The sequence below is a fragment of the Bdellovibrio sp. BIS2 genome (genome assembly GCF_055398295.1).
On record NZ_AP035879.1, the window covers coordinates 2,300,072 to 2,326,716 of the forward strand.

Here is a 26,645-nt window from a genome sequence, read left to right on the forward strand (position 1 = left end):
CTTCTCGTTTAGGGGCTAAGGTTCTTTGCCCTTAAACTAGAGGCATGAACCAAAAACAACTTCCCTGGTGGACCTGGGTCCTTCCCTTTTTCATCCTACTTGGAGGCACATTTTTAAGCCTCACCTTCAAGATATCCCAGGGGATCTACTGGATCTATTTCCCGATCAACTTCGGCGTGATCATGGCTCTGTGGTGGGGGCCTCGGGTTTTTGCTGCCGTTTTCCTGAATGCTCTGGTCGCAGTTTCGCTGTTTGGCCTGCCTCGACCAACACTTTATCCCCTGTTTGCCCTGCCTGAAACTCTGGAAGTAATTTTCTCGTGGTTCCTGGTTCGTGAACGCTTCAAGGACCTGCATGCCTGGAAACCCAGCCCCAAAAACATCAGTCTTTATTTTGTATACGGTCTGCTGATTCCGTCCGTGATTTGCTCTATCGCGATTCAGGCCCTGTTTGTTTTAACCGGCACTCAGGATAAAGCCCTGTTCGGCTGGAGCACCCTGATCACAGCCGTCGGCGATCTCACCGGTGCCATTTTCTTAAGTATCCCGGCACTGATTCTTATTTCGCCGTGGCTGCGCAAACACAATCTGTCCCTATTTGCAGTCAAACCTCTTCCGCCAATGCATTGGGAAACATTGAGTCGCAAAGAAAAGGTTTTATTTGCAGTCGTCCTGACGGGAATGCTGGCGCTGGCTGTATCCGTTCATCTGCCCCAAACCTGGTACGTCTATGGAATATTGATGCTGCTTTCAGCTGCGTGGTACGGCATGTACGCCGCATTGGCCGTGAACACCTGGGTGGTCTTCCTGACAATCATTCTGCCAAAGATGACCAATCTTCCGTGGTCCAACAGCTTTATCGAGGTGCAAACCCCGGCCACCTTGCTGACGTTGTGTTTCTGCTCTCTGATTACGGGCTCTGCCGTGACATCTTTGACCGGAAAGATCCGGGAGCTGAGTGAAACCGAAGGCCAGCTTAAAGCGGCAAAAGAGCAGGCCGAAGAAGCGTCTCGTGCAAAATCCGAATTTCTGGCCCGCATGAGCCATGAAATCCGAACACCTTTGAACTCTGTTCTGGGAATGCTGGAACTGCTGCGCGAAACCCAACTTTCCAAAGATCAGGAACGTTATCTGACCTTATTCAGTCATGCAGGGGAAAACCTGAAAGCCCTGATCAATGACCTGCTGGATTTTTCAAAGATTGAAGCCAAAGCGCTGACTGTGGAAAACGTCAGCTATAATATTCACAGCACCATTCGCAGCGTTTTTGAAATCCTGCAAATCAAAGCCGAGGAACAAGGCCTGCACTTTGAATTGCAGGTTTCCAAGGATGTCCCCGCTCTGCAATGGGGGGACCCGACCCGCCTGCGACAGGTGCTGTTCAATCTGATCGGCAATGCGCTAAAATTCACCAATGAAGGCCATGTCAAAGTGAAGGTGGATCTGACCAAGGAAACCCCCGAACAGTTGCTGATCGAGGTGCAGGACACCGGCATTGGCATTCCTCGCGACAAACAGTCCAAACTGTTTTCACCGTTCTTTCAGGGCGATCCGACGATCACCCGCAAATATGGCGGCACGGGGCTTGGTCTGGTGATTTCAAAGAACCTGGTTGAAATCATGGGTGGAACCATGGAGATGAAAAGCCTTGCCGGACGCGGAACGACGTTCCGGATTTTACTGCCACACCGTCCTGATTTTAGCAGCAACATCGAGAAAAAGGCCAAGCCCGCCATGGTATGGAGCCAGCTTCCCACCGACAAACGCTTCCGCCTGCTTCTGGTGGATGACTCAGAAGACAACCGCGTTCTGATGATTCACTATTTAAAAAGCCTGCCGTTTGACTGCGACGAAGCCGTCAACGGCCAGGAGGCGTTTGAAAAATTCAAAGAGCGTAAATACGATCTGGTCTTTATGGACATGCAAATGCCCATCATGACCGGGTATAAGTCCACCGAACTGATCAGATACTATGAAAAAATGAACAAACTTCCCCATACGCCAATCATCGCCCTGACGGCCACTGCGGTGGTGGAAGACCTGCAACGAGCCATCAGCAGCGGCTGTGATTCCTACGCCGTGAAGCCGGTAAAGAAGGCCGAGATTTTAGAAATTCTGGCTCACAACTTGACGACGAAATCCCCGACCAAGGAAGCCTTTAAAGAGCCGCCATCACCCAGTATTTGAGAGCGGATTTTTCCGCGAACGCGTTTTTTGGAAAGCAGTTCCTGATAGAACGCTTCTTCGTCGTCTTCAGACGGAAACTCGCTGACGATATCAAAGTCAGTTTCCACCGGGCGCAGATACTGGATCTCGCCCTTGGCAATAACGATATTTTCGGTGTCCAGGCCCCGCTGCTTTAACCCTGCCAATGCCAGTGCATAGGCAGCCAGAACAGCCGAAGCATACAAACTGCCACCAAAGGCTGTGCCCTTGTGGTTTTTGCTCTTATCCAGCGACACACGAAAGTGCACGCGCGCGGAACTGATTTCTTTCACTTCAATGCCAAGATGCTCATACAGAGTGATCTTGTCCTTCAGAATCTGAATCAGTTCCTGCGGGTTTACTTCCATTGTTCATAGCCCCCGGCAAAGTTTGTGGCTTTTTTATAACCCAGATAATTCAAAGCATACACCACGGCACCGGAGCGAACACCGTGATTGCTGACAACCAGAATGCGGCTGTCTTTAGAAATGTTCTTCTCGTAAAGGGCCCGCTCGATTTTTTTGGATGGAAGGCCTTTATCGTCAAAGAACTCGCGCCACTCAAGATTCACCACCGGCGCTTTCACGGATTTTTCTGTCGAAAGATTGCGCAATGCGAATTCCTGACCGGAACGCACATCCAGTACGATCACAGGCTTTTCATTTTGAGTGACGTCTGCCTTGAACACTTTAAAAGATGTATCCAGGTTTTCCGCCACTTCCGGCTTCCAGTAAGGCTTGTTCTGAACCGGAGGCGCTTCACGGTTGGGATTGGTGTTCATTTCTCGATAAGAAGTGTGAACCAAAGTATAAACGTTTTTCACCCCCAGGACTTTCAGTGTCCAGGCCACACGACCTTCTTCCCCAGCCCCTTGCGCACCTTTACCCAACACCACTACGGGAGTCGACGGATCTACGCCCACCAGAGCGAGTCTGCGAGCAATCGCAAAAAGGTCATTTTGCAACAATCCACGGGACTTGGGATTTTGTTGAGAGAAATCCTCCCAACGAACATTGATAGAGCCCGGCACATGCGCCAGATTAAATTCAAACGCCGGACGAGCATCCAGGATCACCGTCTTGCCTTTGATCAATTGTTCGGCCGTGACATTTTCACCCATCACCGGCTCTTGCACCGTCACCTTCGTCGGCTTCATCTGACACGCAGAAAGCACCACAAATGCTGCAATCAAAACAAACTTCATAACATACCCCTGAAAAAACAAAAGGGAGCTTTCGCTCCCTTTTTGCAGACTATTTTGTAATACGCATTGTTGGGAAAAAGATGATGTCACGGATACTTGGTCTATCCGTTAGCAACATCACGATACGCTCGATACCGATTCCCACGCCCCCTGTTGGAGGCATACCAGCGTCGATCGCCAGCAGGAAGTCTTCATCCATCGGGTGAGCTTCTTCGTCCTTCGCACGGTTGGCTTCCTGTTCTTTCAAACGGGCCAACTGGTCTTCCGGATCATTCAGCTCCGAATAAGCATTACCGATTTCCATGCAGGCGGCGAACGGTTCAAAACGTTCAACCAGTCTGTTATCGCGACGGTGAATCTTCGTCAGCGGAGAAATCTCCACCGGGTGATCCATCACGAAGGTTGGCTGCCACAAGTGCTGTTCAGCTGTCAGTTCAAACAATTCCATGATCATTTCGCCGCGTTTACCCGGCTCATCGATATCGCCCCCGTTTTTACGGATGGCCTGGAAGATTTCCTGATCAGTTGCCTTGTCCGGATCAATGCCAGCGTATTCTTTAACCCCGTCATGAACCGTCAGACGTCTCCACGGAGGAGTGAAGTCGATCTCTTTACCCTGATAAGTCACCTTCATGCTGCCGGTGATTTTCAAAGCCAAAGAAGAAATCAGCTCTTCGAACTGCTTCATCTGATAGTTATAGTCCGTGTAGGCCTCGTAGAACTCAAGCAACGCGAATTCCGGGTTGTGAGTGCGGTCGATACCTTCGTTACGGAAGTTTTTGCTGATTTCGTAAACTTTTTCGAAACCACCCACGATCAGGCGTTTCAGATAAAGCTCTGGCGAAATACGCATGTAAAGCTTCATGTCCAAAGCTTTGTGGTGTGTGGTGAACGGAGTCGCCGCAGCACCGCCGTAAACCGGCTGCAATGTCGGAGTTTCCACTTCCATAAAACCACGATCATCAAGGAAGCGACGAACCTCTTTGATGATCTTGGAGCGTGTTTCAAACACCTTGCGGGAATCCGCATCGGTCATCAAATCCAGGTGTCTGTGACGATACTTGATTTCGATGTCCTGAACGCCGTGGAATTTCTCTGGCAAAGGCTCGATGGTTTTCGTCAGAATCTGGAAGGATTTTGCGTAAATTGAGAACTCGCCTTTTTGGGATTTGAAGACAAAGCCCTCAATACCGACGATGTCACCCAGATCCACCAGCTCGAAAGCCGCGCGGTCCTGTTCAGAAAGCTCTTCAGTTTTTACATAGACCTGAACGGAACCGGTCTGGTCCTGAAGATTGAAGAAAGACGCTTTCCCCATCATACGCAGGGTCATCAGACGGCCGGCAATACGATAAGAGAATTCAGGCTTCTTTTCTCCCGCCTGCAAAGTGGCCGCGTGTTCCGCAGTCACTTCAGAGATCTTCGCCTTGTTTTCAAAGACGTACGGATAAGGGTTGATGCCTTTTTCACGAAGCGCATGAAGTTTTTTGCGCTTCTCGGCTCTTAGCGGATTTTCATTGATGCTCATAGTTTTTTACCTGCGAAGGCTTCCATTACTTTGTGCAAAAGTTCCAGAGCTTCTTTTTTCGGACGTTGGAAGGCATTGCGGCCCATGATGGAACCAAACGCGCCACCTTGTGCCAGTTCGCTGACTTCTTTCAACAAGTCGTCAGTGCCTTTGGCTTCCCCACCAGAGAAGATCACGATGCGTTTGCCGTTGAAGCAGGACTGAACGATATGACGAGTGCGGTCCACTTGAGAGGACACTTTGATGCCCTGTTCTTCGTAAACTTTTTTCGCCGCGGCCTGCTCAAGGTGCGCAGAGGAAGGTTTCACTTTGATGATGTGAGCGCCCAACTGAGCCGCGATGTGAGCCGCGTATGCGATCACGTCGATGCCAGTTTCGCCTTCTTTGGAAAGCTGCTCACCACGAGGGTAAGACCAGATGATCACCGCAAGACCGGCTTCTTTAGCTGCGCGTGCCGCCTGAGCGATTTCTTCGTATTGGTTTTTGCGTTCTGCAGAACCCGGATAGATCGTGAAACCGATACCCACGCAACCCAGTCTCAAAGCGTCGTCGATGTAAGACGTCATCGCAGAGATCGGGGCTTTGTTGGCATAAAGAGAATCAGAGTTGTTGATTTTCAGGATCAACGGGATTTCACCAGCATAGTCACGGGCGATAGCTTCGATAGCACCCAGTGGAGCTGCGTAAGCGCTGCAACCGGATTCGATCGCCAGCTCTACGTGGTAAGCCGGGTCATAGCCATCTGGATTTTTCGCGAAAGAGCGAGCAGGTCCATGTTCGAAGCCCTGATCCACTGGCAAAATCACCAACTTACCGGTGCCAGCCAACTTACCGTGGTTCAACATGCGAGCCAGGTTCGTTAATACCCCTGGATTATCAGCTCCGTACCAGCTCAAAATCTCTCTAACTCTTGGCGTCATCTAGATCTCCTATAACCTAAAGAAAACTTACATTCATATTATTAAGGTGTGTCTGAAAGCCTCCAGTGCAAGGCGCGAGGAGGAAGGCGTACTCTTTGTACGCCGACGACGAGCAACGCAGCAATGGAGGTTTTCAGGCACACCCTAGGCCGGGGTAAATTTATGAAGTTTTTCAAGTTTAATCAAGCGCGTCTCTGCGATTAACACGCTTGGCAGAAAACATGCTGTGGTATAATGTTCGTTGTCCCTATGAGGTCTGTATGAATACGAGTGAAAAAATGCCTGTCAGCTTCGAACCAACCCCTAATCCTGCCACGATGAAGTTTTTGCTTCACAAAAAGGTCACGGATCAGGGCTTTGACTGCCCAACCGTTCAGGAGGCGGAACGTTCGCCATTGGCTGCCAAAATCTTCGGCTTCCCATGGACCAGCTCCGTTTACGTGGGCCCGGACTTCATCACCGTGACCAAGCAGGACTGGGTGGACTGGGAACTTTTGGCTCACCCCCTGAGCGGCCTGATTCAGGAACACCTGGATCGCGATGAACCTGTGGTGGTTACTTTCGTTGAAGCCGACGAAAATGATGAAAACGACAGCCCGATGGTCCGCAATATCAAATCGGTCCTGAACCGCGAAATCCGTCCCGTAGTGGCTTTGGATGGCGGCGACATCGTTTTCCATAAATATGAAGGCAACATCCTTTACATTCACATGAAAGGCGCCTGCTCCGGCTGCCCAAGTTCCAGCGTGACCCTTAAAGAAGGCGTCGAAGTGCGCATGAAGGAACTTTTCCCGGAGATCAAAGAAGTTGTCGCAGTCTAAATTCATTCACGAAAGCAAAATGCTGGCCCGTCTTTCCGGGCCTATCGTCGTTGGCCAGGTCGGTCAGAACCTGATCACTTTGGCGGACACGATCATGGTGGGCGCCCTGGGGTCCGTGGCCCTGGGGGCTTCGGCATTTGCCGGCAGTGTCTTTATTGTGTTTCTGATTTTCGGTCTGGGAATGCTGGCTCCGGTAACAGCGCTTTTTGCGCGCATGCAGGGCCAGGAAAATTATCCCTATGGCGGGGTTTTGCTTCGTCATAGTGTGGTGGTGGCCTTGGCTGTCAGTGCATTCATCATCGGACTCTTGTACGCCCTTCTTCCGAACCTGAAGGTCTTTGGACAAACCCATGAAGTTCTGGAAATGGGAGCGGCCTTTTTCGAGATCACCATCTGGTCTGTGTTGCCGAGCCTGCTTTACCAGTCCTACAAACAGTTCACCGATGGCATCGGTAAAACCAAAGTGGCCATGTACGTGATGATCTTTGGTGTGGTCTTGAATATCGCCGGGAACTGGGTGCTGATCCACGGTCTTTACGGTTTTCCAAAGCTGGGCCTGAACGGCGCTGCCTGGGCGACCCTGATCGCCCGCTGCCTGATGGCTTTCATCATGATCACTTATGTGCACCTGCACCCGCACTTTAAAAAATATCTGGTCGAGCGCTGGGTGCATCGCTTTGATCACCACCTGCTGAAAAATATCATCCGCCTGGGACTTCCCAACGGCTTCACTTATTTGTTTGAAGTGGGTGCTTTTTCCGCCGCGGCGGTGATGATGGGCTGGTTTGGATCAACCCCCTTGGCAGCGCACCAAATCACCATCAGCCTGGCCAGCACAAGCTTTCTGATCACCCTGGGGATCGGCATTGCCGCCAGCATCCGCGTGGGCTTTGAACTGGGCCGTGGGGATTATTCCCTGGCAAGATTTGCAGGATTCACCGCGATCAAGCTGGGGGCGGCTTACATGAGCTTGTGTGCGCTTGGCTTCTTCTTCCTGCGCGAATGGTTCCCGACGTTCTATGTGACCGATCAGGATGTGATCGCGTGGGCCGCCAAGTTCTTTGTCGTCGTTGCGATCTTTGAGATCTTTGACGGCATTCAGGCCGTGGCGATTGGCGCTTTGCGCGGCATGAGCGACACGCAATGGCCCAGCATCATCGCTTTCTTTGCGTACTGGGTGATGGGGCTTCCGGGTGGTTACCTGCTGGCATTCCATTTGGGCGTGGGTCCGGTGGGAATCTGGATCGGCCTGCTGTTGGGATTGATCTTTGCCTCAGTTCTTCTGACATGGAGATTCCACATCCTAAGCAAGCGCTTTTTGAAGAATTAGAATTCAATTACGGATGATAAACGCAGCGATATCCACTGTTGGTCAGGACCGATGTCACATCAGCAGCGCGTTTGGCACTAAAGACCCCGGCGGAATTGCCATCTCCAGTTCCGCCTCCGCGCCAAACACCTGTCACGGCTGAATTACTGAAGTCGATTTTACCAAAACCACAGTACTCAGGTCCGCCCCCTCCACTGCAGGTCACGGCCGTTGTACCAAATGCCAGATTCAAAGCATCACCGGTGTTCTGCGCCGGATACACATAGGCCGGATTGTAAATAACACCATTGGTGTCTTTGATTGCCTCCGTGGCATTGCCGGCAAAGTCCCAGATGGTCTGACCATACGGCAGGGAGTGTGTTCTTCTTAAAGCATTGCTGGTACAAAGAGCCGAATTCGGCGCACAAACGTCCCCGCCCGTGGCAGACACTGGAGAACCAGATTGATTGTTCCCGCGATGCAAAAGACCTGACCCATATACACCGCTGGCCCAGTTTCCGGCCTGTTTCGCAATGAGGTCCGCCACAGCCCGCCATTCGCTATTGGTGACCAGATCATAACCTGCCCCCAAAGAAGTACATCGCGACACCGCCCCCATATTGCTTAAACTTTCGGGCACAAAATCCGCGATAAAGCGCGGGCGTGGCGAGCCATCGTTCTTGGCTTCATACTGACCTATACAGAACGGATTGGCGACGATGCTCGCATTATGGACATAGATAAATTCCGCAGGACACGAAAACGCGACAAAGTTATTTGTCAAAGTGCTGCTATAATTCCCCATCGGGTCTTTCAGGCGCAGGCTCAGAGAATAAGTCAAACCCGGCTGCAGAGTCGTCGACAGAGAAGAGAATTTGACCGGACTAGCAACCTCAGTCCAGTCACGAAGGATGGCGCCATTGGACTGCTGCTGCAGACGAAGCTCCGCTGTCAACACATCTGGATCTGAAGGTAATGTGAAATTCACAATGGGTGCTTCTGTGTACAGAGGCAAAACCGCTCCCAGATTAAACGACGGTGGGCTATTTGGCGCCATCGCATCTACTTTTACATTGGATGCTTGAAGCCCGTTTGCTCCAGCATCCGCGGGCAATACCATTGATGCCTGAACAACATCATTGGCCTTGTCCACCAGACAGCCCGCACAGCCACTGAAGGACGTGGAAGTAACTCCCAGAGGGAATGCATAGTTCCCCGCGAACACCACATAGTTGAACTGCAGTGTTCGCAGGTCCGCCTGCAGCGACGCCGCTGTCACAAGGACGCCGGCATTTAGAACCATGCTGGGCATGACTCCACCAACCACCTTCAATTCACGGTCATACTCGACGCGAATACTGACAGTTGTACCATTCCCGAAATGCGCCCCCGGGACGGCAGCATAAACCCGCGTGATTTGCGGAACCGGGAACTGCGTTGTGAATATAAAGCCATTATTCGAAGCCGCAGTTTTATTGCCATTTACGTCGACGGCTAGAATATAAATGGAATAGACGGTGCCTTGAGCCAGCACACAAGAAGAAAGATCCACCGCAGAGGCGGCAATACTGGCCTGACAAATCGTCGTGGCGCCCGCACTGTCTTTGATAAAAGCTTCGACATGATCAAGGTCCGACGGCATCGTGAAATCAATCACCGGTCCTTTGTCACGAAGGAATCCATCTGCCGTCACGTCTGCACCGGCCATCGTGCGAACCCCGGTGATCGTAAAGGCCCCAGGCCCCTCAAGATCCACAATGATATTTACACCAACAGCATCCCCAGCATTACCAGCCGCATCCGTCTGCATAGCGTGGACTGCTGGCATGCCATTACTGACGGCCACGTCGGCAACAAAAGTGCGTACGGCCGAACAGGTCACTTCACGAACAACAGCACCAATGTTCACTTTTACGGGAATTAAATCTTCAGAACAAGTGCCGCGAACAGTAATCGTTCCATCAGCGTTGACCGAGGACTGGGTGAATTTTGTATTGCCGGTTGGCGATGTGATCACCACCTCAGGAGCCGTCAAATCAACCAAAACTTCTTTCTGCTCAAAACCAAAAACCCGGTAAGCGCCGGTGGCCATGTGATTGACTGAAATACTGGTTACGCCATCACCCAAGTTGCTTTTCAAGGTCACTGCCGCTGAAAAGACGCCGCCCGAACAATTGGCACTTTGAGGTCCTCCATCAAAGGGACCGGTCAGATTCACCACCCCACCTTCGATTTGGCAGGTGCCGTTGATTTCGTAGCTTTGATGACCTAACTTCAGGGTGTTGATACTTTCCGCGGTCAAACTGACATTCGGAGCAAAAATCACCAATGAAAGGGTTTTGTTGAAAACAAACGTTTCCCCTTCAAGATTTTTCACATACCAGCGGATCTGGAAGTCGTGACCAACATTCCCGGCAACTGTGGGGGCTGCATAAGGGAAGATATGCTCCAACGGCAATTTGAAGGTGGCTTTCCCCGTGTCGGCACAGTCCACCTGAGCATCTGTAGCAAGTTCCGTGACATCACGCCAAATCTTGGTTTGTGGGTTTTCAGCTTCGATCTTTTCAATGGATCGGTCACAAGTAATACTGAAATCCACACCGTCAGCCGAGGACCCCAGTTCGAAAGAACCCGTTCCGGTCAGATTGTCGATGGTGAATTCGCCTTTGCCGTTGATGGCCTTATTTAAAAAGTCCATTTCAAGGGTGCGCTCGGTACAACCCAAAACCAAAATAGAAAAAAGCACCAGACTTGCTGCTGCTTTGATTTTCTTTTGAATTTCGGCCACTTCCCACCTACCAACGTGCATGTTTATCTTATCGGAGATTGTGGAAAGCGACCTGAGTATCAAATTGAGAAACTGCGTCCAGTTAATGCCAACGAACGTTCCGGTCTTCTTTGATAAAGATCATCCCAATACCAAATGTCATCAAGGCGATTGCGATAGGATATATCAAGCCGGCAAAGTGGTTCCCAGTGGCCGCTACAATCGCCGTGCCGATGAACGGAACAAGTCCCCCGAACACGCCGTTCCCGATATGATATGGAAGAGACATCGAAGTATAGCGAATTTGTGTCGGGAATAGCTCGACCAGAAAGGCGGCAATCGGCCCGTACACCATCGTCACATAGATCACTTGAATGAACACCAACAAGGTCAGCATCACGACATTGGGATTCACCGCCGTCGCCAAAGGCTCTGCAGGATTCCATCCAGAATAATATTCCATCGCCTGATAGATCGGATAGTAAGTGAGGGCCGCGATCAAACACCCCGCCATCATAATATTCTTGCGTCCGATCTTGTCAGAAAGGCCACCGAACACCACAAAGAAGGGAGTTGCAAACAGCAATGCCACCGCGATGATCTGATTGGCCACCACAAAGTCCACCTTTAAAACCGTCTGCAAATAGTAAAGTGCATAGAACTGCCCGGTGTACCACACCACCCCCTGCCCAGCCGTCGCACCCAACAATGCCAGAATCACCAGGCGGCGATTTTCAGGATGCAGGAAACTGTCACGCAGCGGACTTTTCGAGGACTTCCCCTCGGCCTTCATCTGAATAAAGACCGGTGATTCCTGCATCTTTCGTCGGATCAGATAGGACACCAATACCAGAACCACCGACAGCAGAAACGGAATCCGCCAGCCCCAGTCCTTAAAGGCGTCTTCACCCATCGTCAAACGGGTTACCAGAATCACGCCCAATGAAACAAAGAGCCCCAAAGTGGCCGTGGTTTGAATGAACGACGTATAAAATCCGCGCTTGCCATCCGGACTGTGTTCGGCAACGTAGGTGGCGGCACCTCCGTATTCTCCTCCAAGAGCCAGACCTTGCAACAGACGCAGTACCAAAAGCAGGATCGGCGCAAGAATCCCAATCGTTTCATACCCTGGCAATAAACCAATGGCGGTGGTCGCAAGGCCCATGATCAGCAGGGTGACCATGAAGGCATACTTACGCCCCACCACATCGCCCACGCGGCCAAACACGAGCGCGCCGAATGGACGAACAATAAAGCCAGTGGCGAAAGTGGCCAGCGTACTAAGCAATGCCACAGTTTCATGACCTTTAGGGAAAAATTGAGCGGAGATAATAGTGGCAAGACTGCCAAAGATGTAAAAGTCATACCACTCAATCAGGGTTCCGGCGCTGGAGGCCCCGATGACTTTCCAAATTTTGCTTTTATCCAAGACGGCTTTGCCCGCATCTTTGACAGTAGATATGGCCATGAACGTTCCCTCCTGATTTTCCTCATTTTGATCAGGAGCCAGGAGCAACAACAAACAAATTCAATGACGATTTCAAAGTATTAATTAAGGGACTGTCGCTGCGCAGTCCCTAGTTGAACACCATTTCACAACGAACAACCGCTGCCGGAGTCGCCACTTTTGCAGGAAGGACCTTCGGAGACAAGCCCAGCATGTCTTTCATTTCAATCCACCCAAGCTTCACCAATTCTTTGTGAGAGATCTTACCCTCAATCGCCAAAGCCTTGTAAACGCGGGCCGGGTTTTTAACGGCCATACTTTTCATCAATGAGCTGATGGACATTTTACTGCCGGCATCGGCCAGCAGCTTATTCACGATCACGATACCGCGATTCAAACTGACAAACTCATAAGGCAGACGAAGTCCCAGATCCATAACCCAGGCCGTCCACATTTCCATCGTCAAAGGCTGCTCATATCCGTGACGGATATTATGCATTTTTGCCTCGATCATAAACTGCAGACGACTTTGAGTGATCGTGCTTTTTTGTTTGTCAGCGATATTCCAGAAGGCCCGCGCCATGATTTCAGAATTCAACAGCTCCGTACCTGCCCCCAACAACATGACTTGGGTCTGCATGTCACGAGTGATCACCCCACCCATTCCATAATCCAGAATGTTCACAATAATTTTTGGCTCGGTGACCTGGATCATGAAGTTCCCCTGGTGCAGATCGGAATGGTAGAACCCGCCACCAAACATCACTTCCTGGGCCCAGACGCGGGCCATTTGCTCAATGATCACGCGTTTCATTTCCGGAGCAATCTCTTTGTACAGGGCCACTTCTTTATCCAGTTTTTTCCCGATAACAAGCTCCTGCACCATGAATTTGGAGCCTTTTTTGCCGTCGTAGATCTTCGGCACATGGAACTGGATGTCGTTCTTATAATCCGGCGTATTCATGAAAGCCATTTTTTCATAGCGAGTCGCCGCCAGCTTCTGACGGGCAATCGTGTCTTCCTGACTGAGTTCTGCCAAAACGGTGTCCGTAATATCCTGAACCACCGGAGTCAGTTTCGGAGCCCCGGTTTTACGGAACTCGGGGTTTGAATCCAGAATTTCAGCCACATCCATCAGAATGCGTTTGTCTTCTTCAACTCTGTCGGCAATGCCCGGTTTGATGAAACGCACAACCACATCACGGCGCTCGCCATCGATGACGACTTTCGCGCGGTGAACCTGAGCCATCGTTCCCACACCCAGTGCTTTTCTTTCAAAATAAGTGAACTTATAGTTGCCATTTTCAGAGCTCAAAAGTTTTTCCACTTGCGACCAAGGCACCGGGCGCACAGAATTCTCAAGACCCCGGAAGACCTCAACCATATCAGGTCCCAAGTCCGCCTGCCGAGCCACCACTTGAAGCAACTTTTGCAGTTGGGGTCCACTATTTTGAACCATCAGTTCAAACTTTTTCATCTCCGGCATATTCAGATCACTGCCCAGGTAAGAAGACACAATCAGTTTTTTCGAAGCCGGGCTTAAACGACGGAAGTATTCACTGAACATGGTCTGCAGGAAGATCTTCATCGTCGCATCCTGCTGTTGACCCAGCTTGGATTCCGCGATCTTTTCGCCCACACGATCCAGTTCCTTCATCTTTTCAGTTAACAGAGCATCACTTTCAGCCAGGACCCAGCCTTCAGCCAGCTTCTGACCGTCCGGGTTTTGCGCCAAAGCCATCACCTGAGCCGCAAGGGCTTCCATAGGAATCTTTTGCTCAAGCTGATCCTGCGGAACCATGTCTTTCAGTTTTTGCTGCTGCCATTCCAAATAGTTTTCAATCTGCTTCTGAACGCGCGCGCTGTCGGAAGTGTATGTGCGCATGGCTTTCGCCCCACGGGCTTCGATCATTTCCAGATCCAAAGCCACGCTGTGAGTGTTCGGCCACTCACCTTTGTGAAGTTTTAAAAACTCATCAAAGTTGCGGACTTTGACAGTCTCGACTTCAGCTTGATAAACAGCCGAGAAATAATTTTTGGCTCTTTCAAGAATTTGCTCTTTATTTTCAGCGGTTTCACCCTGCGCCATCAGGGCATAGGTCAGCGCCAGTCTTTCTTCGAAAGAAAGATGAAGGCCCACTTTTTCTGGCGTCACCGCCCAGGCAAAGCGACCGAGGATTAGTATGAATAATATCAAGAACCGCAACTGTCTCAACATGATACACCCTTAAATTAAATAATTCAGGTATCTAGCTGCACAGTTTGGACCCGCCGGGCTTGTGCTTTTATGGGATCTGGTATGGTTAAGGAATTGTCAGCGCGCCAGAAGTGTCAGTTCCGGCGCGTGCAACTCCGAGACTCACCTATTAAGTAGCTGCAATGAAAGGCCTATTCGCTTTAAGAAGGCCTCCGCCTCCTTGAGATTGCATCCTTTTAAACCGATCAATAATATATGAGTAATTCTGCGCGTTTTATGAGATTTCTTACTCAAAGAGCCCTTTCCATCGTGGGTCACTTGTACTTTGCTGTGGCCTTCACGGGTTGCACTTTGGAAGCCGACATTCTGAATCTGACGATGAAAACAGAATCTGCGCCCTCGGTCGCACTGCATGAATTTGGGGTGTCTGGTATTCTGAAAATCAACGGGTCCAACAAAGTGAACATGAATCCCCGCCTGCTGAACACTCAATCAGACGGTAAAACCATTGTTGGACAAATTTATCATTCAAATTTCTACGACTATACCAAGCCCCTTCTTTTTCGATTAAATACAGACGGTTCGCTGGATCTGACCTACGGGCAAGATGGCTATGTTGACCTTCCCAGCAGCACGCTTTCCGGCATCGTCGACATGAAAACTTCAGATGAGGGCACATTCATCCTATTTTCAAATCCTACTCAAAATGGATTCAACGTTCTGAAGCTTTCAACAACAGGACACATCGATACAAGTTTTGGAAGCGAGGGCGTATACAATCGCACAGAAACTGGTAACGCCGTTTATGGCAGGAAGATGGCGATCACGGACTCTGGAAAGATTCTGGTTGCTTCCTATCGCATGGACACCCAATACAAAGCCACGACTTTTCTGATAAACACTGACGGAACTCTTGATACCAACCACGGCACGGGAGGCATTCAGGTCTTCTCGAACGCGGCCGGTGCTGAAAACCCGCAGGATATATTATATGTTTCGGACAGCGAAATCTATCTGCTGAACCACGTGCCAACCGCAGACCGAGTGAAACTGCGAAAGTTCAATATCAGCGGTGTTGAAGATGGCGGCTTTACGACCGCCTACCCGTCAACGGCGGCTGTCGACACGGTTCGCTGGATCGGCTTAAAAAAATTAAACAATGATCGCCTTGTTATTTTCGGCAACACGGCCACGGCGGGCGGATCAAATCAACGAGACCAGGGATTGATTGTTGTCTGCAACCTCAACGGAACCCCTGACACCGGCTTCAATTCCACCGGAACACTGATGTTCACTCACGCCACATTAAGTTATGGCGTGCTTGATGTCAGAGGTGTTCTTGACGGAAGTTCAAACAACGACATTCAGATCGCCTATACCGAAACCCAAAGACTGTCCTTTCCCTATGATAATTTAAGAACGTTCAGCAAAGTTCTTCTTTCCCAGTACAACTATAACGGGACGCTGGATGCCTCTCATGGTACGGGTGGCACGATCACCTATAACGGCAGCGACAGCTTTCGCCTGCTGCGTTTTGTAGCGAATGGCGACATCGTCGCCGCGGGCCAGGGCACCACTCTAGAACCGCTTTACTATTCAGCCTTGATCAGAAAGTTTAATACGGCGATGAGTCCGGATCCTGGCTTTGCCAGCGCGGGAAAACACGAATCCATCTTTGCCGCCGCCACCGACAATGGCCAGCCCGATATGCAATACAAATTGGACAACAACACCTTTTTGTATGCCGGAAGATTCGAGGCCCGATCCGCAAAAGTCTTCATTGTGAAGACAGACAAATCCGGCGTCATTCAGACTCAATTTGGTGACGACGGCTATATTCGTGATGTTTTTGAGAACGATTATGAAAAAATACTCACCCTGAAACACTTGGCCGACGGCAGTATCATGGTGTGTGGCGAGTCCACGGGAACAAAGTTTTCAGTCGCAAAGTTCCATCCCGATGGCAGCCGGGACTTAAGTTTCGGGGTCAATGGAATTTACACTGAAACAATTAATAACGGCAGCAATGCCTATCCCTGGTTCTGTGCATTTCACGACAATGGCGAGTCCGTGGGAATCCTCAACAACGGTGACAACATTATCACTGCAAAAATTCTGGCGGATGGGACGCGGGACTTGGGATTCGGAGGCACAGGTTTGAATGTGATCACAATCCCTCCGGGCGATGTTTATGATCTGATTACGATGAAGCAGGCGGCCGATGGCCGCACGGTGATAGCAGGTCTTTCCTATGATGGCTCCATGAATGCAGCCCAGTTCCTGCTGATGATTGCTGAGGATGGCTATGTCGATTCCAGCTTCAGTGGAGACGGCTATGTGGAACTGCGCATGGACACCGACTCTGATCACGCCACTATGGGCCTTGAGTTTGCGCCTGACGGCCGGCTTTATACAGTCTTTGACGGCTATGAAATGCCATCGTGGGATGGAATGATCTTCATCAATTGTTATAAACCCGATGGAACGCTGGATACTTCATTCGGTTCTGGAAATGGATATATCAGCACCACCACGGACTTCTGGATCGATACAAATATCTGGGGTGGAGATGCCTTAAGCATTGACTCCCAGGGAAACCTTTATGTTTTCGGTCTTGATTACAGTCAGAACCTCGTCATGAAATCATGGAAAGGTGACGGTTCCGAAAACCAAAGCTTTGGTAACAACAGCGTCCAAACCCTGAACTTCCCCATGAGTCAGTACCGCAGTCTTGACGACGTTCTTTGGGACTCTAACGATAACTCTTTCAAAATATTCGACGGCACGGCCTATCGTCTGAACATGTCCGGAGAACTGTTCTAAAGCGACTATTCAAGCACTTCCAAAGCGTCACCCAGCTTGATCACCCCGGTGTTTTCCGGGATCCACAGTGTGCCGAAAAAAACAGAGCTTCCCTCGCGACGATAGCCCGCCAAAGTCTTCAGCGGGTCAGGACCCATGGCCACACCCGTGGCCTGATCAATGGTGGTGATCGTACAGCGGGAACAGCGCTTGGGTTGGGAAAAGACCACTTCACCCACGCGGATCTTTTTCCATTTGTCTTCTTCAAATGGCACTTGTCCGGAATAGATGATGTTACCGCGGAAGCGGTCCACGCCGACTGGTTCTGCCAGTCGCGAGTTCAGCTCTTCCAGACTTTTCGTGTTGATCAGTTGCACTGGGCGTCCGTCTGCAAAACGCACTTCCGGCTTCCACGTTTTGTCTGTGGAAAGCACACGGCGCTGGGAATAGGGCGCATAGCGCACCAGGCGGCAGTTCACCCCCAGATACTGGGACAGCGCCTGGGAATACAGGTCGGGCTCCAAAGCCGCATCAAAGGTGTCATTCCAAACCTGAACCTTCACCTGACGTTTGAATGAATTATTGGTGGAGATTTTAAAGAACATTTTCTGAAAACCAACAGTCAAGGCCGTGTCTTCATAAAACACTTCCACTGTGGCAAGCTTTGGCAGAGTTCGCTGAGAAATGAATTTGCCGTTTTCATCAATCAGCATCCACTGACGATCCCCGACCGGACCTTCATGGGTCATGGTCATCTGGTTGATCTTTTGCGCACGCGCGGACTTCAGGGGATAGATGCAAAGCTGTTCAATCTTCATGGCAATATGCTTTCCTTTTGCCGTCCTTATTGCAAGCCATGACTACCCGCCACCAGGCTTGGAGCCAAACTGCCACCTCAAACGTTGGCCCTGCGATTGCAATGCGTCCCTTCGCCACTTGGGAGGGGCAAAAAACATGAAAACCACCATTTTCACACTGATCTTTGGACTGTTTCTTCAATCTACCGCTTTTGCTCAAAGCCAGGACAACCTTGAGCAGCGTATCGCCGAACTCAGAGCCCGCATGGCACAAGCACAAAGCACGGAAGAAATTCTGCAAATCAGCGACGAGCTGATCGCATTGACCGACGAACACCTTGCCAAAACGCCGATCAAACCAACCCCGCGAATCCCGAATGAAGTTCGCACGGTGAAAGCCGACAAATTCGGCGCCAGCCGCCACAGCCTGGATGTCTGGGGTTCATACCGCAAAATCATCATCCGCTGCGTGGAAGGTGAAGTCCGTTTTGAAAACAACCCACGAGTCATCGCTCAAAGCGAAGAGCGCGTGGACCTGGGATATATCTATAAAATGAGATCCGGCGAAACTCTGGAATTTGATCTGGGTCACTACGAATACGACCGCCACTTCGGCCAAAGATATTCAGACACCCTGGACGTGCGCACTCTGATTCTGGACATCGAAAGCCCGAATCTGATCGGCAGCCGCGGCCGCCTGGAAATTGAATTCGTTCGCTAAAAAGAAAAAGGGCCCCGTCTCCGGTGCCCTTTTTCCAATTTCTAATATCTAATCTTTAACGACTATTTTCCTAGAACGTAAGCGAAGATCAGAGGTGCAACGATAGTTGCATCGGATTCAACGATGTAGCTAGGAGTTGTTGGAGACAATTTACCCCAAGTGATTTTCTCGTTCGGGATCGCACCAGAGTACGAACCGTAAGAAGTTGTGGAATCAGAGATCTGAGCGAAGTAGCTCCACAAAGGAATGTCTTCGTGGCCCAAGTCCTGTTCAAGCATCGGAACAACGCAAATTGGGAAGTCACCAGCGATACCACCGCCGATTTGGAAGAAGCCCACAGGAGCTCTTTTGGAAGCGCCCATGTACCACTCTGCCCAGGTTTTCATGTACTCGATACCACCTTTAACAGTGGTGGATTTTTTGATGTCACCTTTGATGATGTGACCAGTGAAGATGTTACCCAAAGTGGAGTCTTCCCAGCCTGGAACAACCATTGGAAGGTTCTTTTCAGCCGCAGCCAACAACCAGGAATTTTTTGGATCGATCTGGTAGTACTGTTCCAATTTGCCGGAAAGAAGGATTTTGTACATGAATTCGTGCGGGAAGTAAGACTCGCCTTTTTTATCAGCGTCCTGCCAGTATTCAAGAACCACGTTCTCGATACGACGGATGGCTTCTTCCTCAGGAATGCAGGTGTCAGTTACACGGTTCAAGTGTCTTTCCAGAAGCTTTTGTTCGTCAGCCGGAGTCAAGTCACGGTAGTTCGGAATGCGCTCGTAGTGATTGTGCGCTACCAGGTTGAATACGTCTTCTTCAAGGTTCGCACCTGTGCAGGAAATCGCATGAACTTTACCCTGGCGGATCATTTCAGCCAAAGAAAGACCCAGTTCTGCTGTAGACATGGCACCTGCCAAAGTCACTAGCATCTGGCCACCGTTGTCCATGTGAAGTTTGTAGCCTTTAGCAGCATCTTTCAATGCAGCAGCGTTGAAGTGACGGTAGTGATGATCGATAAACTGAGTAATAGGACCCATGATTTCTCCTGAAAGTTTCTAGCTTTTATCAAGTGGCAAGGAAACTACCAGAAACAAAGGAAAACACAAGTCTAAAAAAGTCAGTCCTTCTGGAGTGTTAACTCACCCCCAGGTTCTGAAAACCCCAATTGAAAAAAACGACACTACTCTGAGGGTTTACGCGCCAACAGTGCTTTGGCAAAAAATCCCTGATCCTTATGCAGCCCCTCAAAACCGGCCGCCAATAGCAGCCCTTCCATCGGATTCTGGGTGTAATTCTTGTAGAACGGCTCGTGGAAATCCACGGGAAACTGCTCCAGCGCCCATTCAAAATCGTGAGTATCTTCAGCTTGCAAAGAATCCACAAGACCGTAACACCCCCCGCCCTTCAGCACCCGGTAACCCTCGCGGATCACCTGCCGGCGGATTTCGTGAGGCAGTTCATGAAACAGGAAGCAGGAATAGACAAAATCAAACTTGGCATCAGAAAACGGCAGATCCTCTGCCGCCCCTTGCACAAAATCCAGGCGGTCAAATTCGTGCAAGTTGTCTTGTGCCTTTTTCAAGTAAGGATAACTTAAATCCAGAACGGTGATCTTGGCCTTCGGATACGCCAGCTTCATAAACCGGGTCAGTCGTCCGGTGCCAGCCCCGACTTCCAGAAAATGCAGGCCAGCCCCATCGCCGGGATGAACCTGCTTGGCCAAAGGAATGATCAGGCGTCTCATGGCATCAGCCGAGCCCGAGAAAAGAATTTCAACCTGATGTTCATAAAGCTCTGCCGATTCCCGGGTCAGATAACCCCCGGTCTGAAAATGGAAGTTTCGCTGATAATACTCCGGAAGGTCCTTCATGAAGTTTTCGGCTTCCGCATCAAAATCGTGGGCCGACTTGTCCTTGCGGCGCTTGGCAATGGAATAGCCATCATAAATGATGCGCGGATAACGCATGAAATGGCGGGTGACGGTTTCAGGCTTCAAAACCTCTACCGGATAAATTCCCTGGGCGATGTTTTCGCTGTCTTTCTTTAGCAGCCGAAAAAGCTCTTTGTAAGCCAGGCGCAGTTTGTGGGGATCCATGGCTTTGTGGGACTTCCGGGCACCCGTCGTCACAAATTCAAAGAACGGCAGCGTCCACTGCTGGGCTGCGAAGCCCGCAGAGCGCGCCAAGGAATACCCAAGAGTGATTTTGTCCTGATAAGGAATCTTGATCTTCATAGACAAGGCCTCCATCCCTATTTTACCGCCGGAGTTTGGAAAAACACAAGATTCCGCCGGGCCTGATCCCCGGTGTCACTTTGGTCTGGCACAAAGGTTGTAAGGTCTTTCTTGCCTGTAAATGCTGTCACCATAAAGGAGATGCCTGTGCTTTTTAAAACCGCCACTGTCAGTCTGTTGATGTCATTGTGTTGTTCCATCTCTCTGGCCGCTGATGATTCTAAAGTCAGCCGCAGCCTGGAAGAAATCACTGTTGCCAAAGAGCAAACCCGCTTGGTCATGGGCCAAGTCTCCAGCCCAGATCAGAAGGAACGACTGCGCTATGTGAGTGACCGCCTGACTTCCGCTGAAGAACTTCTGCGTCAGGCCCTGGGTGGTGGCGGATCTTCTCCTCCGCCGCCGTCTTACGGATCCGTGGAACTGTTCCGCTCCGACTCCTGCTCGGGCAGCCTGATTGGCACCGTCAGTGCGGCTTCCAGCTGCGAAAGATTCTCTTCTGCTGGCGACACCTGGGCTGTTCGCATCAAGGGGCAGTGCCTGAACATCCCGGACATTTCCACCGTAAAAGCGTGCGAATCCTTTAAGGGTGGAGCCGATCCCCGCGCCGTCACGATCTTCACCTCGGACTCGTGTTCCGGCAATGCGATCGCCGCTATCAGCGCCCCTTCCCGATGCGAGAACTTTGATAGCACGGGCTCCAGCGCCTGGGCTGTCAAAATCGATGGCAAGTGCCAGAACATCAGCGACACCGCACCAGCCAAAGCCTGCGCCGCCTTCAAAGGCGCCAGCACACCGGGCGCTGTAAAAATCTTCAATTCTGATTCCTGCTCTGGGAATATGGTGGCTGCGGTGGACTACTCCACCAATTGCGAACTCCTGAGAGGCCTGCCCTCTGCCTGGGGAATTGAGGTCAATGGCCGCTGTGAAAACATCAGCGACCTGGATATCGTATCTGCCTGCGAACGATACAGACCGTAAGGCCACATCCCCAAAACAGATTGTATCAAGCTGGGCCGTTCCCGTCCGTGGCGGGAACGGAATACATGGAGATCCTACGGATTCTGCTAACAAGGCCTCGCGTTTACTCCGACAAATTAGAGCGGAGGCCTTATGAACTTTCGGTACGTTCTGCTCTGTCTTACGACTGCGCTGTTTTCCACTGGCTGCGTGCTGCAAGCGCATCTGACTCCAGCCATTGCCAACATTGAAAGTGAAGCCAACCTGGGCTCGTCGCAAAGCGGATTCACGGCCGTATTCAAAGCCAACAACACACCCTTGTTTGGAATCTATGATGAAAACACGACCACAGCCGTAGTCACAGGTGTATGCAAGCCCGGCAATCTGATCGTCATTCTGGGATCCTACGGAATCGCGCAAAAATCATCCGTGTTCTGTCCCGAGACCGGCATCTGGTCCATCGACCTCGACATGAGCAACCTCGCGGGTTACAGCTCCAGTGACTCCATGCAACCGATCACCGCGGGCACCCGAGGGACCTCCAATGTTTCCGTCGACATTCGCTTCACATATTCTCCGACGACGATTCCTCCTGCCGGCGCGGGCTCCAGCATCAGCAGTCAAAATGGCAAAAGTTTTCTATTTTTGTATGTTGGCGGCACTATCAGCACCGGAGGATTTTCCCAAGTCATCTCGCACATCGGGCTGACGCAGAAAGCACAATATCAATATCGCGTGGAAATCTATCGATCTGGCTCCGCTCTTTTAAGCCTTGGGGCCCAGGAAAGTATGATAGATGCGATAGAGCTTCCCGGTTCGTACACATGGCAAAATGGCGACACCGTGAAGGTGACGCCATTTGATTCTTCCGGGGACAAATCCAGTATCAACATCTCGATACCAAATCCGGCCGGTGTCGGTATTTAACAGTTTTGAGAATTAATTTTGAACGGAAGCGGCGGCGGTTGCAGCGGCCGCTTTTCTTTTGGCTTTACCTTCTTTGTACCAGTGCCAGAACGTCGCACCCAAAAAACCAAAGCTGAACAGAATAATAAGAGTTATCAGGATGAACCAGGCAAGAACGATCATGCTTTTGCCTCGGCCCAAACTTGAGCGTGGATTTCATTTACAATGTGAGAAGCCATGGCCAAACCAAAAGCCCCCGTCACATAACTTGCAGTTCCCCAGATCACGTTACGGCTGTCACAATTGTGCAGATCGTTTTGACCTTTAGGGCATACACATTTGAAACCCTGGCCGTTGTCGTATTTCAATTCCACCGGTTGAATCGGAGTTTCATCCGAGAAGATGCAAGGAATACCGAAATTCTTTTCCGGGAAATCATATTTCTGGCGCAACATTTTGCGTACTTGCGCCGCCATGGGATCAACATATGTGTCAGCCAGATCCGCTTTTTTGATACGAAGCGGATCCATCTTCGCCGCGGAACCACCAGAAGTGATGACTTTGATACCACGCTCGCGGCAGGTCGCCAGCAAGTGGGTTTTCGCTGTCAGGTTGTCGATGGCGTCCACGATATAGTCCGGCTTATGGGACAACATCATTTCAGAGTTTTCAGCGTTGTAGAATTCCGGGATCACAGTGACCGTGTTCTGCGGATTGATTTTGCGCAGACGCTCGCCCATCACTTCGGCTTTCTTTTTCCCCACAAGGCCCTGCAAAGCATGCAACTGGCGGTTGGCGTTGGTGATGCAGATTTCATCGAAATCAATGACCGTCAGCTTGCCCACACCGGAGCGAGCCAGGGATTCCGCAGCCCAAGAGCCCACGCCGCCCAAACCAATCACCATCACATGGGTGTTGAAAAGGCGTTTCATCACCTCGTCACCCACCAAACGACCCATACGATCGAAACGGCGGTGCAAAACGTACTCGGTTTCCTGAGGTTGAGGCAAATTAGGTGATTGTGTGGTTTCCATTAATTTCTCCAAGCTACTTCAGCTACGGGCCGCAGGCCCTGCGCTCTGTGGGCCTATGCCCAGTCTCCGAAAGTTTGCAGTAGTGATATCTAATATTTCCAGAGGATCAAGTGATTTTAGCTCCCCTATAGTTCTTGCCACCTCCCAGATGCTTTCTGGGGGATTTAAGCGGCCTTTATAGGCAGGAGGCCCCTGATCCGGGCTGTCACTTTCAATTAAAAGCTGTTCCAGGGGAATTTCACGCACCGCCTGATGCAGCTTCTGATTGTCCGGGCGACACACCGGGCCTCCAATGGACAGCATAAGGCCCCTTTGCAGGAAATCCTGCGCCTTATAAGCACTGCCGTTGAACGAGTGTACCATGCCTTTTTGCTTTGGCAGCCCCCACACGTCCATGATCTTAAGACTTTCCTCGTGGGCCTGCACCAGATGCAGCACCAGAGGCTTCCCCGTGATATGCCCCAGTTCCAACTGTTGCTCAAATACGCCAATCTGGCGTTCCATTGAATCTTTCATGATATGCGGGCGAAAATCCAAACCCAGCTCCCCCAAACCATCGGCTTCAGGCAGTGCCTGCGCCAGCAGATCCAGAGCCTGCTCACATTCATCGTCATCGTGGGCCGCCACCCAGTACGGGTGCAGGCCAAAACAAAGACCGATATGACTGGGGTAGCGCGCTTTGATTTCGCGCTGACGCTGCCAATCTTCAGGGTCCACGCCCCCTTGCATGAAGAAGGCGATGCCCTTTGAGCGGGCCTCATCGATAATAGTGTCCACCTGCCCCTGCCATCGCAGGTCCGCAAGATGTCCGTGAGCATCGATCCAATAGCCAAATCCAACCATAGGTCTAGGTTATATCCTGAAAACCCGGACTCGAACAAGGCCGCAGTTCAACCGATAACAACAGACATGTAGGAGTATGTATGAAGCATAAAAGCTTGCGTTTGGGTTTTGATGTCACCATGGAAAAGGGTTCCACTTGGAAACCCGTCAAGGTTCAATTCTGGAATCAACCTTCCGCTTACGACAAATTCAAAGCCTCTGAGCCGTTCAAGTACATGTCTGACGCCTTGGTAGGATTGTCTCTGGTCAAACTGAATCATTACATTAAAAGCCCGGTGGCAACTCCTCACCTGGATTATAATTTTGCGAGCGAAGCCTGGAAGGCATTGGATCCCCACACCGAACTTTATGAACGCTCTTTGCCACGCGTGCGTGCACTGCAGTCCCACATCGCGGTTGTGAATCCGGATCTGTGTGCCGAATTTGAATCTCACTTCAACGAACACTTTGAAACGGCGTTGAAACCGTGGGGTGTGGATCTGACGGCTTTGTGGCCGCTTCTGGACAGCTTCAGTTGGTTTGAAAACAAAATGGGTCAGCCGTTGATGTACAACTTCGGTCTGAACTTCTCTAAACCGTTTATCGACAAGCTTCAGTACCTTTATTCATTCCTGTACAACCTCAGAAGCCTGGTGGCTGTGGATCACAACGCTCATGTTGAAGACCCGTCCCATGAAGGTGTTAAAGTGGACGCTATCACCGATTATCTGCCGCGCGCCGAATATGTGGTGAATGATGCTTTGTTGTACTGGAACTTCAAAAAGTTCTCTCAACCGTTTGCGGGTCCGAAAACTCCTGACAGCCGCGTGGAAAAACTGCTGGTGAATCCTATGGAAAAAGCCTTCCATAAGTATTCCCACAACGCCTGCCACCTGGTGGACAACCTGCCGAAAAACTTCATCGAATCTTTGAGCCCGATGGAGCTGGAAGAGGCCTTTTATCTGGTTCAGATGGACTGGCTGCTGGGTTCCCCTGCTGGTTTGCTGTTCAAAATCCGTGAAGAGATCTTTGCCCTGCAAAGCGGTTATGAGAAAATCTTCTGGAAGGATGTGGAGCCGAAATTCCACTCTAAACCAGTCAGCCTGCACCTGTGCTGTGAAGTGACACCGGAAGCGGTTTTCGGCAGCAACGCCGCATAATCTGTTTGTTTGATTTAAAACTAAAAAGCCCAGCTTCGAGCTGGGCTTTTCTTTTTAGCGACTGGCTGCGCGGGCCGACCAGCGTTGATGAATTTTCTTGGCTACAAAATAAACAACCAACAATCCGATGATTCCAAACAGAACCAGCTTGAACTGACGCAGGTACTTCAGGATCGGCTCCCCGTAATGCGCCAACAGGTAAATCTGCGTCGGCACGCTGATCAGAGCGGCGATACCGTCGATCACCAGGAACTTCCAGACTGGGTATCTCAGCATTCCGCAAGCCAAGTGACCTGGGAAACGCAAACCTGGAGTGAAACGGAAGATACCGCAGGCATAAGCGCCGTACTTGTGTGTCCACTCTTCCACACGTTTCATCATGTGCTCGGGGAAGAACTTGTGAACTCTGGGATGGTAAAGAAGCTTTCGTCCAAACACCCGTCCTATCACATAGATCAGGGTGTCACTGGCCACGACGGCCGTAAAGGCTATGATGGCAGCGGTATGAACGTTGACGACAGGGGCGCCCTCGTACGGGGGCGGGAAATGCGCTGGGTGGGCGCCCATAAAGGCCAAGATACCCACACTAATAAGAGTGACTTCTTCCGGCAGCGGAAAACCAACGGCAGATAATGCCATCATCGCGATCAAACCGGCGTAAACCATCCCCGGCTGATACGCAAACTGAGACATCCATTGAAATATTGGCTCGTTAGCAAACTCCAAACTGCAATCTCTCCTTGAGGACCTTACTATGGATGAAACTGTCTCACTTGAACACCCTTGCTACACCGTGCTATGAGTGTTTCTAACAGAAGA

22 protein-coding genes are annotated in these 26,645 nt (G+C 50.7%); 8 read left to right on the forward strand and 14 right to left on the reverse strand.

The genetic code is table 11. The annotated features are described in order from the left end of the window. Nucleotides 1-44 precede the first annotated feature (44 nt). Complete coding sequence (locus ACZ520_RS11125; RefSeq protein WP_464125520.1) at nucleotides 45-2,186, forward strand: ATP-binding protein; 2,142 nt, start codon at nucleotides 45-47, stop codon at nucleotides 2,184-2,186. Here ACZ520_RS11125 and ACZ520_RS11130 read toward each other — a convergent pair. Genes ACZ520_RS11130 through ACZ520_RS11145 form a run of 4 tightly spaced genes read right to left on the reverse strand, consistent with a single transcriptional unit; the run spans nucleotide 2,120 to nucleotide 5,856 of the window. Next, nucleotides 2,120-2,572 carry a YiiD C-terminal domain-containing protein gene (locus ACZ520_RS11130; RefSeq protein WP_088564971.1) on the reverse strand — a complete coding sequence of 151 codons (453 nt, stop codon included), beginning with the start codon at nucleotides 2,570-2,572 and terminating at the stop codon, nucleotides 2,120-2,122. The genes ACZ520_RS11125 and ACZ520_RS11130 overlap by 67 nt on opposite strands. Then, nucleotides 2,563-3,408: a sulfurtransferase gene (locus ACZ520_RS11135; RefSeq protein WP_464125524.1), complete on the reverse strand. Its 846-nt coding sequence runs from the start codon at nucleotides 3,406-3,408 to the stop codon at nucleotides 2,563-2,565. Before ACZ520_RS11135 ends, ACZ520_RS11130 begins: the two co-directional genes overlap by 10 nt. A 49-nt stretch (nucleotides 3,409-3,457) precedes the next feature. Continuing rightward, the gene (gene lysS, locus ACZ520_RS11140) at nucleotides 3,458-4,936 is read right to left on the reverse strand and encodes a lysine--tRNA ligase (RefSeq protein WP_088564969.1); all 1,479 of its coding nucleotides are present in this window, start codon (nucleotides 4,934-4,936) and stop codon (nucleotides 3,458-3,460) included. After that, nucleotides 4,933-5,856: a class I fructose-bisphosphate aldolase gene (locus tag ACZ520_RS11145; protein ID WP_088564968.1), complete on the reverse strand. Its 924-nt coding sequence runs from the start codon at nucleotides 5,854-5,856 to the stop codon at nucleotides 4,933-4,935. The genes lysS and ACZ520_RS11145 overlap by 4 nt, the downstream gene beginning before the upstream one ends. Before the next feature lie 260 nt (nucleotides 5,857-6,116). Between ACZ520_RS11145 and ACZ520_RS11150 the strand changes: the two genes are divergently transcribed. Continuing rightward, the gene (locus ACZ520_RS11150) at nucleotides 6,117-6,677 is read left to right on the forward strand and encodes a NifU family protein (RefSeq protein ID WP_088564967.1); all 561 of its coding nucleotides are present in this window, start codon (nucleotides 6,117-6,119) and stop codon (nucleotides 6,675-6,677) included. Further along, nucleotides 6,664-8,007 (forward strand): MATE family efflux transporter, encoded by a 1,344-nt coding sequence (locus ACZ520_RS11155; protein ID WP_464125528.1) that lies wholly within the window; start codon nucleotides 6,664-6,666, stop codon nucleotides 8,005-8,007. The genes ACZ520_RS11150 and ACZ520_RS11155 overlap by 14 nt, the downstream gene beginning before the upstream one ends. Before the next feature lie 7 nt (nucleotides 8,008-8,014). Here ACZ520_RS11155 and ACZ520_RS11160 read toward each other — a convergent pair whose 3' ends face one another. From ACZ520_RS11160 to ACZ520_RS11170, 3 genes are all read right to left on the reverse strand, one after another. After that, the gene (locus ACZ520_RS11160) at nucleotides 8,015-10,795 is read right to left on the reverse strand and encodes a hypothetical protein (protein ID WP_464125530.1); all 2,781 of its coding nucleotides are present in this window, start codon (nucleotides 10,793-10,795) and stop codon (nucleotides 8,015-8,017) included. Nucleotides 10,796-10,856: 61 nt separating this feature from the next. Then, a complete protein-coding gene (locus tag ACZ520_RS11165; protein WP_088566811.1) occupies nucleotides 10,857-12,221 on the reverse strand; it encodes an MFS transporter in 1,365 nt (454 codons plus the stop codon). Nucleotides 12,222-12,330: 109 nt separating this feature from the next. Beyond that, complete coding sequence (locus ACZ520_RS11170; RefSeq protein ID WP_464125533.1) at nucleotides 12,331-14,418, reverse strand: AarF/ABC1/UbiB kinase family protein; 2,088 nt, start codon at nucleotides 14,416-14,418, stop codon at nucleotides 12,331-12,333. 255 nt (nucleotides 14,419-14,673) lie between these two features. Here ACZ520_RS11170 and ACZ520_RS11175 point away from each other — a divergent pair, with 255 nt between their 5' ends. After that, on the forward strand, nucleotides 14,674-17,220 hold the full coding sequence (locus ACZ520_RS11175) for an NHL repeat-containing protein (protein ID WP_464125536.1): 2,547 nt from the start codon (nucleotides 14,674-14,676) through the stop codon (nucleotides 17,218-17,220). Between the two features lie 5 nt (nucleotides 17,221-17,225). Here ACZ520_RS11175 and ACZ520_RS11180 read toward each other — a convergent pair whose 3' ends face one another. After that, a complete protein-coding gene (locus tag ACZ520_RS11180) occupies nucleotides 17,226-18,017 on the reverse strand; it encodes an MOSC domain-containing protein (protein ID WP_088564965.1) in 792 nt (263 codons plus the stop codon). A gap of 136 nt (nucleotides 18,018-18,153) precedes the next feature. Between ACZ520_RS11180 and ACZ520_RS11185 the strand changes: the two genes are divergently transcribed. Next, entirely contained in the window at nucleotides 18,154-18,717 is a 564-nt protein-coding gene (locus ACZ520_RS11185; RefSeq protein WP_088564964.1) for a hypothetical protein, read from the forward strand. Nucleotides 18,718-18,779: 62 nt separating this feature from the next. Here ACZ520_RS11185 and ACZ520_RS11190 read toward each other — a convergent pair whose 3' ends face one another. Together ACZ520_RS11190 and ACZ520_RS11195 are read right to left on the reverse strand one after the other, a co-directional pair. After that, on the reverse strand, nucleotides 18,780-19,751 hold the full coding sequence (locus tag ACZ520_RS11190) for a deoxyhypusine synthase family protein (RefSeq protein WP_088564963.1): 972 nt from the start codon (nucleotides 19,749-19,751) through the stop codon (nucleotides 18,780-18,782). Nucleotides 19,752-19,894: 143 nt separating this feature from the next. Continuing rightward, entirely contained in the window at nucleotides 19,895-20,947 is a 1,053-nt protein-coding gene (locus ACZ520_RS11195) for a class I SAM-dependent methyltransferase (protein WP_232469256.1), read from the reverse strand. A gap of 141 nt (nucleotides 20,948-21,088) precedes the next feature. Between ACZ520_RS11195 and ACZ520_RS11200 the strand changes: the two genes are divergently transcribed. Further along, the gene (locus ACZ520_RS11200; RefSeq protein ID WP_464125541.1) at nucleotides 21,089-21,925 is read left to right on the forward strand and encodes a hypothetical protein; all 837 of its coding nucleotides are present in this window, start codon (nucleotides 21,089-21,091) and stop codon (nucleotides 21,923-21,925) included. A 132-nt stretch (nucleotides 21,926-22,057) separates the two neighbouring features. Next, nucleotides 22,058-22,831 carry a hypothetical protein gene (locus ACZ520_RS11205; RefSeq protein WP_464125543.1) on the forward strand — a complete coding sequence of 258 codons (774 nt, stop codon included), beginning with the start codon at nucleotides 22,058-22,060 and terminating at the stop codon, nucleotides 22,829-22,831. Between the two features lie 12 nt (nucleotides 22,832-22,843). On the opposite strand, the gene ACZ520_RS11210 is transcribed toward ACZ520_RS11205, so the two are convergent. From ACZ520_RS11210 to ACZ520_RS11220, 3 genes are read right to left on the reverse strand one after another with little or no spacing between them, the layout of a single operon-like run. Then, the gene (locus ACZ520_RS11210; protein ID WP_198298056.1) at nucleotides 22,844-22,993 is read right to left on the reverse strand and encodes a hypothetical protein; all 150 of its coding nucleotides are present in this window, start codon (nucleotides 22,991-22,993) and stop codon (nucleotides 22,844-22,846) included. Beyond that, the gene (locus tag ACZ520_RS11215; protein WP_088564960.1) at nucleotides 22,990-23,844 is read right to left on the reverse strand and encodes a tRNA threonylcarbamoyladenosine dehydratase; all 855 of its coding nucleotides are present in this window, start codon (nucleotides 23,842-23,844) and stop codon (nucleotides 22,990-22,992) included. The genes ACZ520_RS11210 and ACZ520_RS11215 overlap by 4 nt, the downstream gene beginning before the upstream one ends. Before the next feature lie 18 nt (nucleotides 23,845-23,862). Then, nucleotides 23,863-24,687 (reverse strand): TatD family hydrolase, encoded by an 825-nt coding sequence (locus ACZ520_RS11220; RefSeq protein WP_088564959.1) that lies wholly within the window; start codon nucleotides 24,685-24,687, stop codon nucleotides 23,863-23,865. Nucleotides 24,688-24,767: 80 nt separating this feature from the next. Between ACZ520_RS11220 and ACZ520_RS11225 the strand changes: the two genes are divergently transcribed. Then, nucleotides 24,768-25,826 carry a hypothetical protein gene (locus ACZ520_RS11225; RefSeq protein WP_416480459.1) on the forward strand — a complete coding sequence of 353 codons (1,059 nt, stop codon included), beginning with the start codon at nucleotides 24,768-24,770 and terminating at the stop codon, nucleotides 25,824-25,826. A gap of 54 nt (nucleotides 25,827-25,880) precedes the next feature. On the opposite strand, the gene ACZ520_RS11230 is transcribed toward ACZ520_RS11225, so the two are convergent. Next, entirely contained in the window at nucleotides 25,881-26,519 is a 639-nt protein-coding gene (locus ACZ520_RS11230; RefSeq protein ID WP_088564957.1) for a DedA family protein, read from the reverse strand. Nucleotides 26,520-26,645 lie beyond the last annotated feature (126 nt).